The sequence below is a fragment of the Fulvivirga sediminis genome (assembly GCF_016757215.1).
Lineage (GTDB): Bacteria > Bacteroidota > Bacteroidia > Cytophagales > Cyclobacteriaceae > Fulvivirga > Fulvivirga sediminis.
In genome coordinates this window covers 228054-243446 of sequence record NZ_JAESIY010000003.1, presented here as the reverse complement: position 1 = coordinate 243446, position 15393 = coordinate 228054, and the positions used below count along the sequence as shown (strand labels likewise).

The following is a 15393-nucleotide window of genomic DNA, read 5'->3' as shown; positions in this document are numbered from 1 at the left end:
ATTTTACTTTGAAATCAACTTCAGTTGATACTCATATTCATATTTATCATTCTTCAACAGGTAAGGCTCATGGGGATATGTTCCCCAGCTATTATCTCCACCAACACCCCGTTGTGCCAGATCTATATGGAACGTGATGTCTTTATGATACCTAAGGTCTGTAGGGTGCTGTTGCTTTTTAGTCAACCCAGGATCTAAATCTTCGGTGTTTATATTAAGCGCACTAAAGCTAAGGGGCTGCCCTCCTGTCACTTTAATACCATTACCTTCTTTATCAAGTAGCTGTACCCATCTGGTATCAGTGTGGTAACCGTACTCTTGTGGGCGAATGTATGGCATCTTCATTTCATCTACCTTATCTTCATAAATACCCACGAAGGCAGCAGTATTTCTGTCAGAATAATTCTCCTCTGGTCCACGGCCATAGTACTTCAAATCATTATACTGACCAGACACCTGCATGCGCATACCAAATCTTGGCAACTCAGGTAGCCTCTTTCCTGTCATATCAATAGAAGCATTTACAGAAATAGAACCATCGTTTAGAATATGATAATTGATGGTATAGGGAACTGCTAGTCCTATCAGTTCATAAGCAACTGTAATTTTAAGTCCGTCTTTATCTTGCTCCATTACGTCTACCGACTTCACTTCCATGTTACTATGTGCTGTTCTCCACAGGCCGAGTCTCTCTGGCATTCTATTTCCAAAATCATTATCTACCGGAGCTCTCCAGAAATATGGTTCTGGAAGATTCCACAATCTCATTTTACCATTAGTATAAGAAGTAAATCTTGCCCACTTGGTATTAAAAGTACCTGACAAATCTCCTGAAGTGAATTTGATCTGATCTCCATCTACTTCTACCTTTAAGCCTTCTGAACTGCTGCTTTTCTGATCAAAATCGTATTCAGAAAGTTTAAACTGCTCTCTGGCTATCTCATGATTAGCAGGAACTACTTCGGTAGATGTTTTGGTGTAAGCATACACATTCAGCATATATTCAGAGTCTCCATCTAAAGAAGGTAGTTGCAGTTTCTTCTTCACTTTGCTGTGAGGAGCTGCCGATACAGACAGTTCTTTCGTAATTACGGCCTCTCCATTTTTTAACAACTGGTATTCAAATCTATAGGCTTTTAGATCAGTGAAATCGAAGAGGTTATGAAGAGATAAGGTATTTGCGCCTTGATCATAGTCAAAGATCACGTTCTGATATACCTTCTTTACTTCGGCTAAGGCAGGATGTGGCGTTCTATTGGCTGATACTAGTCCATTGGCACAAAAGTTTTCATCATTTTGATAATTAAGACCACCTAAGTCACCTCCATAGGCCCAAAATACGCCATTTTCATCTTCTGTCTTTAACCCCTGATCTACCCAGTCCCAGATAAATCCGCCTTGCATGTGAGGGCTATTGAGTATGATATCCCAATATTCCTGAAAGTTACCATTGCTATTACCCATAGCATGAGAGTATTCGCACATGATAAATGGTCGGTCGGCATCCCTGGCAGCATAGTCTTTCATGTAAGAAATAGAAGGATACATGGGGCTTACAATGTCGGTATCTTCATTTTCACCGGCTTGCTCAAACTGAACAGGGCGATTGTCATACTCCTTTATCCACTTATAGGCATCATAAAAAACCGGGCCATTTCCACATTCATTACCCATAGACCATATAATCACTGAAGGATGATTCTTATCCCTCATTACGAGCCTCTTAATCCTGTCTATATGAGCTGGAGCCCATTTTTCGCTATATGCAGGGTGCACAGACTTATCAAACCAGCCTTGTAGCTCGGCGCCCATGTGGTGGGTTTCAATATTGGCTTCATCTACCAAATACAAACCGTATTGGTTACACAGCTTATACCAAAGCGGATTTTGTGGATAATGGCTAGTACGGACTGCATTGATATTGTTTTGTTTCATCAGGTGAATATCCTTCATCATAGTTTTTCTTGAAGGCACATGTCCTAATACATCATCATGCACATGCAGGTTAACGCCCTTTACCAATACAGGCATTCCATTTACCATTAGCTGGGCATTTTTGATTTCTACAGTTCTGAAACCGATCTGCTCACTGGTAACCATAGTCACCTTACCCGCTGCATCTTTTAGGGTGATCACACAATCGTACAAATTAGGTGTTTCGGCACTCCATTTGGATACATTTTTCAAGACAGTTTCAAAAGTTACGGGAGACTTTACAGATTCAAATTTTTGCTCAGATGAATACACTGGCTTACTCGCCCCTGCCTTATAAAGCTCTATTTTCAATGCTCCTTTAGTATCAGCACTACCTTCAAAAGCTTTAAGATCTACAGAGGCTTTAAAAGCTCCATGCTTATAATTAGCATCCAAACCGGCGTGTAAAAAGAAATCCCAAACAGACACCTTTGGCAGGGCATATAAAAACACATCTTGCTCCAGTCCGCTGAGTCTCCAAAAATCCTGATCTTCTATATAACTACCATCATGCCATCTAAATACCTGAATAGCAATCAGATTCTTGCCTTTCTCCAAATATTCGGTAACATCAAACTCCGAAGGAGACTTAGCCACTTTAGTCATGCCTACTTCTTTACCATTAATAAAAACTCGCGTATATCCAGATACAGATGAAAGGTTCAGAATCACCTGCTTATCCAGCCATTCGTTGTTTATCTCAAAGGACTTACGGTAACTTCCTACTGGGTTATATGAATTATCAATAAAAGGTGGGTTTTTCGGGAAAGGATACACTACATTGGTGTATATGGGCATCCCGAATCCTTCTATCTCCCAATTAGCTGGCACTTTTATATCAGCCCAATCAGAATCGTCTAAATCTGTTTCATAAAAATTGGTAGGACGGTCTGCCGGCTTTTTTACAAAATTAAACTTCCAGGTACCATTGAGTGATTGGTAGTAAGGAGAATTAAAATCATCTGCCCTGGCCGTTTTTTCATCTTGGTAAGCGATAAAATCTACATGACCAGCGAGCTTGTTTCGTTCATAGATCGTTGGATTTTCCCATTCATTTTGGGGGCTTTGGGCAAATGCCGATTGTAGCATAATAACCAACGCAATAAGCATCAAATTTTTCTTCATTGAATCTGTCGAGTTAACTTTAAAAGTGAATGGCATCATGAACCCTCCAAGACCTGCAGCTTTGGCCAAAAAAATCAACGCTTGTTAATTATTCTTGGGATAGAAAGAATACTATAACACCACTTAAATTACACCTCAAATTTGCTTAATCATTTATTTTATAAGAGGGAACTATCGTTCAAAATATAGGGGGCTATCCGTCTTAAATACTGAAAAATCAAAGAGTTATAAATATGCCACATAAACACTATAACGAATCGAGCTCTATCTTAACATTTCCAGTTTTACTATGAGTAGATTTAAACTCTGAGGGGGTCATTTTAAACTGCTCCTTAAAGCATTTTCTAAAATACTTGAGATCAGAAAAATCAAGAGCAAACGCCACTTCAGTAACCGTCATATCCTCTGACAGTAGTAACTGTGCCGCCTGCTTAATTCTTATCTTTCTTATGAATATCTGAATGGAAACCCCCGTTAATAATTTAATCTTTCGGTATAAGGCACTTTGGCTCATTCCTAACTCCTTACACAAAGCGGCTACACTAAACTCTGACCTTTCCATCATCTGCAGAATGATAGATTCTGTATTGAGCACAAACTCTACTTCCTTGGAGTTTTGAACGTTGTCTGGATGTATCAAGTCATTAGTTTCATACCTCAACTCCAACATTTTCCTACTCTTCAACAGATTATTGACTCTGGCTACTAAAATGTCAGAAGAAAAAGGCTTAGTAATATAATCATCAGCACCCACCTTATAGCCCGTAATTTTATCCTTGTTAGTGTCCTTGGCAGTAAGCATAATTACAGGAATATGGCTGGTAGAAATATTCTCTTTTATTTTCGCGCAAAACTCTAAGCCATCCATGCCGGGCATCATCATATCAGAAATAATAATATCGGGAGGATTATTAATGGCCAGGTCATAGGCCTGAACTCCGTTTTCTGCACATAATATTCTAAACTCATCGTCAAAAAGTGTTTTTACGTAGGCTGATATATCCTTATTATCATCCACGATCAGCAATACTTTCTCATTTTCAGTATTCTGTATGGAGTCTTCTTCTTCAAGCCCAATTTCACTCATATCTGAGGCTTCAGCCTCTACCTCCTTTTCATTAATGAAACGGACATAGTCTTTATCTTCAAATTTGGTCTTTCCTTTAGGTATTTTAACTGTAAAACAGGTTCCTGCGCCTTCTTCACTGCTCACTTCTATGTGGCCGAGATGGAGCTCCACAAAACTCTTACAAAGGGCCAAGCCTATGCCTGTTCCCCCGGTGGTATAAGAATTACTGGCCTGAAAGAATGGCGAAAAGATACTATTCACCTCTTCTTTTCTAATCCCCACGCCCTTGTCTTTCACTTCAATAATCAGGTAGTCATCCTCATCAAAAACCCCAAAATTAACCTTCTTCCCTTTTGGAGTAAACTTAAACGCGTTAGACAAAAGGTTATTCATAACCACTTGTATTTTCTCCAAATCCACCCATCCTTCAATATCATTTTGACAATAAAACCCGAATTTAATTTCCTTTTCACTGGCCAAATAACTAAAGCTCTCAGCCTCTTCCTGGGCTAAAATTTTCAAATCGTGATGCCCCACATTAAGGGTAATTTTATTCATCTCAATCTTCCTAAATTCCAGCATACGGCGTATGAACTTAAGAATGATGCCTGTATTTTTCTGAATGAGCTTGAGGTATTGTCGCTTTTGTGGATCTTCCACTGATTTTAACAAATCATTAACTGGGCCTTGTATTAGGGTTAATGGTGTTTTTAACTCATGCGAGAAATTAGTATAAAACCTTAATTTCTCCTGCATCACGAGCTTTTCCTTTTCTCTGAGCTCTTGCTCAAACTCTAGCTTCTGTTTTAACGAAATTCTACTGTTGCTAAATTTATTAATCCTCCAAATGACAAGAATAATAACGAGCACATAAAACATGTATGCCTGCCATGTCTTCCAAAAAGGAGGCTCAATAACCACTTTTAGCTTTTTTTCGGCTCCGTTTTGCAGACTTTTCACCTTAAACGTATAGTGACCCGGCGGCACATTTCTATAAGTAGCCAGGTTAGACTCAGCTCCATATTGCCACTTCTGTTCATACCCTTCCAGCATGTAAACAAAATCATGCTTGGCGTAGGTAGTATAGCCAGGAAGAGCAAACTGAACAGAAAAAATATTGTCGGCATAGCTGAGAGTAACTTTTTTGGTTAAAAAGATACTTTTGCCTTCAGGAAAAATTGGTGAATTAGCAGGATTAACGGCCTTATTGAAAATCTTAAATTCATTGAGCACAATATCTGTCATCACAGGTACATCCATCAGATCTTCTGGATAGAAAAGATTCATCCCGTGTATTCCGCCAAGCACCAAATAGCCCTCTTTCGATAAAAAAATAGATCCATCATTAAAGTGGCCAGATTGAAATCCATTTTCAACGCCAAATTTTTTCAATTCGTGAGATAACCGATTGAGTAAGTATACCCCTGTGTTAGTGGTAAACCACAAGTTCTGGTTTTTATCCATCTGTAAACCAGACACAGAAAGGCCATTGATTTGCTCTAGTGCTGGTTCTTTTTGAAATTTTTCATTGCGCGTATCGTATAGTACTACTCCATTATGCCTGGTAGCCACCCAAAGCACTTTCCCATGTTTATAAACATCAAAGATAACATCTCCCTTGTGCTGAGGATCACTACTCCAACTGGTAGGTATTACCTCTTCCCTCACTAAGTTATATTTCACTAAACCCTTGCCGAAAGTGCCTAGCCACAAACAGTCATGATCATTGGCGGTAACAGAACGAATATCTAGTTTTAACAGCCCGGGCAATTGTCTTAGATAACCCGTTTCTTCCTCGTAAACATATAAACCACCCTGGTTTGTACCAATGTAAACTTTGCCATCATCTGCTTCATAAAAGCACCTGATATCATCCACTTCCAGGTCAGACTGAGATGAACTGGTATTAATGGTCTTTATTTTTTTATTCTTTTTTAAATCATAAAGGTATATCCCATCAGAGTAAGTACCTACCCAAAGCCTTGAGTAGCTATCTTCCATTAAAGCTAAAATAGCATGATTTTCCAGCTCTGGATAAATGTTGTTTTGAATACGGCCAGTAGCAGGTTCAAGCGAGCTAAGTCCCTTACCATCGGTACCTACCCAGATATTACCGCTCTTAGATTGACTCAGTCCCCATACATTTTGGTAGCTTAAAGATAATTCGGAAGGCTGCAACTGTCTGGTTACAGACCTTACATCTTCTCCATCTGGGTTGAATACATTAATGCCTCCATTATGTGTACCTACCCAAAAAAAACCGTTTTCATCTTGAAGAATTTTACTGATACTTCGGTGAGAAATACCATACTCATCAGGCCTGGGAGTAAAATGTGTAGCTATAGTGTAGCTGCCATCAGGCAATCTATAAATTTTATACATTCCATTTTGGCGAGAACCGATCCAGAGGTTATAATCACGATCTTCACATATAGTAAGGTAATCACCTTCAGGAATAACTTCTTGTAAACTTCTATCTATATGCTTTGTTCCATTTCCTTTTACAGAGAATGCATAAACACCATACTCTGTACTCACCCAAACCACTTGATTATGATCTATAAACAAATCAGTCATTTTAAGTTTAGGCCTGCCTACCATCTCGTCAGCACTGAAAAAGACAACTTTCTCAGTTTTTAGATTGTAACAAACCACCCCTAAATCCGCCACAATGGCCCAAAGCTGCTCTCCTACCAGGCTCAGTTCCAAAATACTGTAATTGGAGAAATTCAAATCATACTCTGAGCTACCACCATCTATAGTAGTAAGGTCTCCATCAGGGCTTACCTTGATCAGCCCACTTTCATACTTCCCGAAATAGTAGTTTCCACGCTTATCTACTGCCATGGAACTGATCCTTCCGGTAAGTTGGTCGGGCATAAAGCGCTCTATAATGTCATTTTTATAACTGTAGAGGCCTACGCCATCATCAGTCATTAGCCAAATCCTGTTGGCATTATCTCTATAGAGATGCTCCACAAAATTATTATGAAGTAAATTGGGGTTGTCTTTATTTTTGATGAATTTCTGAAAACTAAACCCCTGATATCTAAACAAGCCTTCGTTGGTAGCCACCCAAATCTGCCCCAACGTATCCTGGCAAATGTCATTGATTACATTATTGGTTAAGCCGTGGGTTTCATTGAGCCTATGAAACTTATACTGCTTAAATAACTGCGCCTGCACCTGACTACTCCAGAGGAAGAGTAAACACATCGCCACATGTTTCAATTTGAGCTTGCTTGTCTTGTCATTGAATTTACTCATTTTCAAATAAGCAAAATTTTGGTTAGAATCTATACACTATACCCTTCAATAAAACTTCATGAAATAATACCAGTCCCTCACTCTCAATGTTAAGATTAATGCCTTCGGTTATAATTATACACAGAAAGTCACCGCACATCGAAAATCAATATATCAAAGTCACAATAGATTGGGCTGGAATGCGCAATCCATCCTTAACAGACAGATCGACCTTTTCCAGATCATGATTTTTAGATGTTTCAAAGGCCTCTTTCAATTTCATGCTATGATTTTCAACGTTCAAATTGACTTTTGTATCCTTTTCTGTGGGGTTTACAGCAACAATTACCATCTCCTCACCCTGTGGGTTTATATATCCTGACACCATCAGTGAGCTTTCTGCTTCATCAGCTGATTTTGCAGCTACCCTTATATAGCCTGGCCTTACAAAACGACTATAATTACCAAAAGCCCACATCATTTTACTTTGGTAATATTGGCCATCTGTCTTATTGTGATCAATATAAACAAGACCGTCCTTATAATCATAAGGAGACACCGCCAGCCACCAGTGCCATGCTGAAGCGCCTGTAAGCGTTAGGTCTGTATGAATAACCTTGGCTACATGCAGCGCAGGATCGATGCCCAGATCTCTCCCATTTCCATCAATTTCGCCGTGATTATCTCCTAGAATACAATACTCCGACATCCAATATTTAAGGTCTGGTTTGTTTTGTAATTGGTCGAAAAGCTTATTTCTGGTACCTGTAAGAGTAGACTTAGGGGCGGTGGTAAAGTAACTATGCCCAGAAATGGTATGACTCACATTTTCCAAATCTCCCAGATAGTTATCTGATTGTTGGTTAAAAAAATCATTAATATGATTAGCTCTACCTGGTTTATTTCCTACTTCATATAAATAGTTAATCTGAGCTGCCTCGGCTATATCTATTTTGGCTTTTAGTTGGCTACTTTTTAATTCCTTATTCAGCTGCCTAGCCACTTGAGCTACTTCCTCATTCCAGAAAGGAGTACCTTCCTGGCCTCCATCCTGCCAGTCCCACTGTGGCTCATTGATAGGACTAATATAATCTACCGTTAGTCCCATCTTCTCAAGACCTTCAGCTGATTTCACAAGATATTTAGCAAAGTTTGGAACCTGAGAAGCAGATAAGTTAGAGTGCTTTCCACTATCGGTGAAAGCTTTACCATTTTTAGTGAAGTTAATGTGTGGGCTGTTATTAAATATCAACAGGTTCTCAACCTCGTATTTTTTGGCTTCTTGAGCAAACCAGACCTGTCCGCTCTGCTTAGTCCAGTCATAATCTCCATCTTTCTGAAGAAATGATTCGGACCTCCGCCATTCATCTTTTATACCACTTAAATCTCCTTGATGAGCACTACCTGCACCTAAGTTAAACCTCCAAAGAGACAACCCAATTCCTTTCGGATTGCCAGCTTGATCCATCTCTTTACTAAAAAGTAGCTCGGCGATTTTTTGTTTTTTCTCCAGAGGCCAGTTGCCTACAAACTGACAAGACCAGGCATCTGATGCACCAAAGTTATCAATAGTTTGAAAGCGCTGTTTAGTATCTACGTGATAGGTTATAATGTGATCTTCTGTATTAGTTTGGTCTTTGATATACAGGGAGGGAAAAAGTAGGATGCCCATTAGCACCCCTACTATTTTTAATGATGGCATCTTTAATTTATTTTTCTAGTACAAAAGCCTATTTTGACTATTATTAATGGTTAAGGAAAAGACCTTAGAATATTAAAAAAGTGCATCAATAATCTCCTTAAGATATCACCAATGCACTTTCACCTAGTTACTTCAGACTTACTTTCTGTACCTGGGTGTAATAAAACTCATCTGAAACAGATGATTTAACCCCCATGCGCACAAATAAATACTCCTCTCCTCTTAAGGCTTCCGGAATAGTTGCTGTAACTTGATTAAGATCTATAAAGTCAACAGTAGAAACATCAAAAGCACCATTATCGCCATCTCCATTGCTATTAGCGCCATTATCAATAAGGATGTTATATCCAAAAAATAGCTTGACTTCTTTTAGCTTGGCATTGTCAATGATTTTATTAACCGAAAAGGAGGCATTAATAGCGCCATTAGCCCCTACATTGTATTTTTCATCTGAAATAGTGAAATAAGGAGTAACAGGTACATCATACACTGTATTACCTTTTACTGTAATGTATAAAGTATCTGATAACTCAGAAACCCAAGGGCCATTTGACTTTCTAACCATTTTATATTCTCCGTCAAACAAAGAAACAGAGTAGCTACCATCTTGAGCCATATAAATAGGAATGCTTACATCCAAATCATAACCATCTTGCCAAAGCTCCAATCTGGAAACTTCTTTGTTGTCCACTCCTACCTTTTCACCGTTATAGATTACGTTGCCGGATAACATTGCCTTTGGCTCTTCAAAATTATCATATTGACACCCCATAAGAGAAGAGGCTATCGCCATAAGATATATATAATATTTTTTCATTTTTTGATTTTTAAAGTGATTAAACATCAACCATTACCCATCAGTGGTATGGATTTTTGATCAGGTCAGGATTATTGTTCAGCACCTCTTGCTTAATGGCAGAATAATAATTAGAAACATTGAACAATCTTGGTTGTCTGAATCTGGTTGGTCTCATTTTCTCAAAAATATACTTACCATCATCTTCGTGCCCAGGGCGCACCACTCTATAAGGATAAAGACCGTAAATAACAGCATCTTCATTGGCACTGTTACCATCCCACATCTCGTGGGCTATTCTCCATCTCTTTAAATCGAAGAATCTATGATCTTCAAATGCCAGCTCCACTCTTCTTTCTTTTCTAATAATATCCATAGTAAGATTAGTGATACTGTTGGCAGGAAAACCAGCCCTTTCTCTTAAGGCATTAACGTAATCTAGTCCTTCAGCACTTCCTAGCTCCAAAGCTGCTTCAGCGGCATTCAGATAGATTTCTCCTAATCTGAACCATGGCCACCAGTTTACAGCACCCGTGCCTCTTGTACTTGCTCCAGGCGCTTCACTTACAAATTTGCGCATGTAGAATCCTGTATTACTTACATCTCGAGCATTATCTACCGGGCCATCAAAACCAGTCCATAGGCCTCCGTCTTCATACCTCTGACCGAGATTACCTGTCACCTTAAATTCATAAGCAGAACCGCTCCATACGGCCACACCTGCTTGAATGCTTACCGGCTTACTGCTAAATGTAGTACCTGGGTAAACTACAGTGCCATATAATCGACCATCTTTATTGGCAAAAATATCTTGCAAATTATCGTAAGCAATGTAAGAGCCATCGGCATTTTTTGCATGAATAGTTCCTTCTGTACCGTCTAAATAATCATAGCTCTCCACTAGGTTAAGCGATGGAGTAAGGTTAGAAGAAGATTCATTGTCTTCAGTTAAACTCTTTACAATATTATCGTAGGCAAAAAGGTGTGTTTTTAAGCTTAATTCATAGTCCTTAGCAAAAATAATTTCCATGTTACCTTCTTTTTGCATGAATAAATCATAGAAATTAGCGCCTTTGTCCGGATTTTCATTATAAAGTGAATAAGGACCGTTATTAATAATATCTTGTGATGCGGCCAAAGATTTTGTGTAATAATCAGCAGCCAAATCAGCAGGTATACCCACTTCACCACCAGGTAAAGTTAAGGGCGCATCCATTTGACTATTGTATTTAGCGATGGAACCTGCGTATAGCATGGCTCTACTTTCCAATGCTAAGGCTGTATAAGTATTAGCCCGGGTTTTACTTCCATTATTATTTTTCAGCCCTTCTTTAATATCCTCAAGCTCTGTATAAATGAAATCATACACTGCTTTTTCAGTATCTCTGGGTCTACGTAAATAAGAAGCATCACCATCATACTGATATATTAATTGCTCGGTAATGATAGGCACTCCTCCCATTCTCTTAACCAGCTCAAAGTATACAAAAGCTCTAATAAAGCGTAACTCTGATTTGAAGAGAACTTTTTGTTGCTCATCAAGATCTACTCCGTACTGATCAAGGTTATCCAGTGCAAGGTTAATATCTCTAATAAACCCATAATCCCAATATTCTCCATATGAATTCTGAAACTGGAAATCGTTATGCCAGTTGGCATCCTGATGGCCTGACCAGAGTGCATCATCCAGATCGCTCATTGCTTGACTATCAAACAAGCCATGCAAAGCTGGAAGTCGGTTATAATAATTTGCTAATAGTGACTGAATCAGGTCAGTGTCATTCCACAATTGGTCATCGGTGATAATGGTTTTAGGTTCTCTTTCTAACCATTTATCATTATCGCATGATGTCAATACGAAAATGCTGAGTATTATTGATAGTGTTATATTAAGTATTTTCATAATATCAAGATTTAGAGTGTTAGATTGAAGCCTACAACTACTGTTCGCTGTTGAGGATAAACTACAGCTGCATTTGCCTCAATTTCCGGATCGATTTGGAACTTCTTGACATTGTCAAAAGAGATGAGGTTAGAAACGTTAGCATAAACTCTCAAATTTTGCATTTTCATTTTTGAAGTTATTTCACTAGGGAAGGTATATCCTAATTCTATATTCCTAATCCTCAGATACTTCACATTAGTTAACCAGAAGTCGCTGTTTCTTGAATTTGGTCCAGATTTACCATTTCTTAAAGCAGGATAATATCCAGGTATCCACTCACTGTTTGGATCATAAGGATCAGCTCGGTGCCATCTGTCTTCTAGCAAGTAAGCGGGTGAGTTACCTCCGGCATGAAAAGCATTTCTCAATTCATAATCCTGAAACCAAGATTGCATAGCTCCACCTACTAAATCTATGTTAAGACCAAACCCTTTCCATTCAGCACCTAAATTACCACCAAAAGATAGCATAGGAGACCAGTTATTAGGGTAACCAATAGGACGCTCGTCCAGAGAGTTAATCACTCCATCTCCGTTCACGTCTTTATAAATAAAATCTCCAGGTAACTGTGTACTGTTGTTATTGCCGTCATTATCAATTTGATAATTTCTGATCTCCTCCTCAGACTGGAACCTACCTACTACCTGATATCCCCACCAGGTACCTCCTACTCTGTCTATATTAGAGTTCTTGTACTCATCCCATGAGTTTCCATACCTCTGTTTATAAGTATATATGTTTCTATATCTTGAGTAAGTAGCATTAACCCCTACATGGTAGCTTACTTCACCAACACTGCTACTGTAAGTAATGCTACCTTCAGCGCCGTTATATCCATCCTTATTCAGGTTTTCGTTAGGCAAAGTATAGCCCACTTCACTTGGCAATAGCACGTCATATCTTGGAGCTGGCACTCCAGTTCTTCTTATTTGGAAGACGTCAGCAGTAAGCTTTAGTTTATCATCAAAGAAGCCCGCATCTATACCAATATTAGAGGTACGGTTCTTTACCCAAGTAAGCTGAGTTACGGGCAACCCTTTTGGCTGTATACCTGTATAATATTTACCGTCCAAAACTGCATTTCCGCTATTCCAGTTATATCCTGCCAAATAGCCGAACATATCCACTCCTTGTTCCTTACCTGTTTGTCCTGATGAAACACGCAGCTTTAAGCTACTAATATATTTTTTCATCCCTTCAAAAAAGGCTTCATTAGATACACGCCACGCCAGGGACACGCCAGGGAAAAAGCCCCATCTATGACCTTTGGGGTATAAATAAGAGCCATCATACCTTCCTAATAATTCTACCAGGTACCTGTCATCATAGTTATAATTTATTCTACCCACATATCCGGCACGAGCCTCATAAGACCATTGATCACCAAAGCCATTCATTTTATCAAACTCTAATAGCGGCAAATAATTATTAGAAGGTACGGTACCTACCATTAAGTAATTCTTGTCATAATCAGAGCGTTCATAACCTACCATTACTGAAAACAAATGGTTTCCCAGCTCTTTTTCATAATCTAACTGAAACTGACCATATCTAGCCACTACTTCACGTTCAGATTGATACCTCCAGCCTGCATCAGAGCCTGCTGTTGCATTATAAGTATCTTCTACAGGGTCATAAGTATATACATCATAGGTATATTGAAATCCGTCAAAATTGTTATGCGTATAGTTATACGAAACTGTAGCTTTTGCACTTAGACCAAAATCAAAGGCGTATTTTGCATATAAATTAATATTAGCATTTCTATTGATATTATCCTTATATCCCACTTTGTCTCTAGAGAATAAGGCCGGGTTTCTGGAGAAATCTCGGGTATGATTCACGTAGTTAGGATTATCATTAGCATATGGCCCTACGGTAGGGATATTACTCAACATACCCAGGATAGCTGAGAAATATCCATCACCACCTGGTAAACCTACGTCCTCTGTTTTCTCATGTCTTGCACTGATTTGCGAACCGATTTTAAAACGTCTGGAAAGGTTAGTCTCCATATTCGCCTGAATATTAGTTCTTTTATAATCAAAATCTTCCATAAGTGCCTGCTGGCTGGTGTTACCTATAGATAGATAATAATTACTATTTTCTGAGCCTCCTGAAACGTTTGCATTAAGGGAATATTGAGGAATATTCTTCCTCATAGTAAGGTCATAGTAATCATAGCTCTTATAGCCTGGCTCAGTACCTGCCTGCCATTTTGCTAATTCTTCAGGAGTATAAATACTGTAAGGATCAATACCTTCGTTCTGAGCGGCTTCTACCTGTCCTCGGGTGTAGGCGGCAGCATTGGCCAAGTCAGGAAATCTAGTAAGGTTTTGCCATCCGTAGTAACCATTAATATTTACGCGGGGCGTTCCCTTTTTTCCTTTCTTAGTAGTTACCAATACTACTCCATTAGAAGCTCTTAATCCATAAATAGCTGCAGAAGCATCCTTCAAAATGGAAATACTCTCAATATCCTCCATATTTAATGAATTGAACATATCTGCTCCCGATACATTGGAAGAATTTAACCAGTCAGAGCCAGACTGCCCTCCATAAGCAATTCCATCGATCACGTACAAGGGATTACCCATGTTTCTGATTTCAATAGCAGCTCCTTTTCCCGGCCTTGCATCCTTTGCCCTTACTGTAACACCCTGAACACGGCCAGCCAAGGCTCCAGCAGTGGTTGTAGATGTAGACCGGGTAAGTTCTTTAGACTTAACGGTACTTACTGCTCCAGTAACATTTTCTTTCTTTTGAGTTCCATAGCCCACCACTACAACCTCTTCCAAACTTTCAACATCGGGTTCCAGTGTTACAGATATTTGAGTTTGGCTACCTACAGGTATCTCTTGAACACTGTAACCAACAAAGGATATGTTAATCACCGCTCCTTCTGGCACTCTTATTTGAAACTGTCCATCAACATCAGTTATTGTACCATTTTGAGTTCCACTTTCTATAATGGTGGCACCGGGTAAAGGATCTCCAAATTCATCTAAAACTGTTCCTTTTAGTAATAAGCGTTCTGTTTGATAATTCATTGCTGAATCCTTCGCAAAAGAATCATAGGAGGACAGCGTTATAGCAAAGAGCACCAGACCACAGACGAGTCGGCACAGCCCTCCAGTTTTTTCCAGTAGAATTAATCTCATATTATTAATTTTAAGTTAGCGTTTAGTATAAATTGAATGAGCAATGAAACGAGGTTCTTCATTACCAGTAAAATTTAATCTATTGCAATTAATGAATTACATATTAATTACAGGAGGCAAAGATCATTCGAAATAAGGGGGGTAATCAATCAATATTACTTGCATAACTACAATAAATGGCCTTAAAACACATTCTGAGAGTCAATTCATTCCTCTCTTATTTTTTCCTACTCACCCGCTGTTGTTACTTATTCATTTATTGGTCTGGACTCACTTTGAGCTATTAAATGAGCTACTTCTAAAAAGTATCTCACAAATATATTAATGATAGTGCCCTCAATAATGAATGATGCACCCCTCTCCCAAAAGAATAAT

Annotated in this window: 6 protein-coding genes; all 6 read right to left on the bottom strand. The window is 38.8% G+C overall.

The genetic code is table 11. From position 1 onward, the window contains the following. Positions 1 to 3 precede the first annotated feature (3 nt). On the bottom strand, positions 4 to 3099 hold the full coding sequence (locus JL102_RS06845) for a glycoside hydrolase family 2 TIM barrel-domain containing protein (protein WP_202243521.1): 3096 nt from the start codon (positions 3097 to 3099) through the stop codon (positions 4 to 6). Between the two features lie 247 nt (positions 3100 to 3346). Beyond that, the gene (locus JL102_RS06840; RefSeq protein ID WP_202243520.1) at positions 3347 to 7435 is read right to left on the bottom strand and encodes a hybrid sensor histidine kinase/response regulator transcription factor; all 4089 of its coding nucleotides are present in this window, start codon (positions 7433 to 7435) and stop codon (positions 3347 to 3349) included. Between the two features lie 145 nt (positions 7436 to 7580). Then, positions 7581 to 9116: a glycoside hydrolase gene (locus JL102_RS06835; protein ID WP_202243519.1), complete on the bottom strand. Its 1536-nt coding sequence runs from the start codon at positions 9114 to 9116 to the stop codon at positions 7581 to 7583. A gap of 127 nt (positions 9117 to 9243) precedes the next feature. Continuing rightward, positions 9244 to 9933 (bottom strand): DUF3823 domain-containing protein, encoded by a 690-nt coding sequence (locus JL102_RS06830; protein WP_202243518.1) that lies wholly within the window; start codon positions 9931 to 9933, stop codon positions 9244 to 9246. Positions 9934 to 9973: 40 nt separating this feature from the next. Then, complete coding sequence (locus JL102_RS06825) at positions 9974 to 11815, bottom strand: RagB/SusD family nutrient uptake outer membrane protein (RefSeq protein ID WP_202243517.1); 1842 nt, start codon at positions 11813 to 11815, stop codon at positions 9974 to 9976. Between the two features lie 11 nt (positions 11816 to 11826). Further along, positions 11827 to 15018, bottom strand: a complete 3192-nt coding sequence (locus JL102_RS06820; RefSeq protein WP_202243516.1) for a SusC/RagA family TonB-linked outer membrane protein — start codon at positions 15016 to 15018, stop codon at positions 11827 to 11829. Between the last annotated feature and the right edge of the window lie 375 nt (positions 15019 to 15393).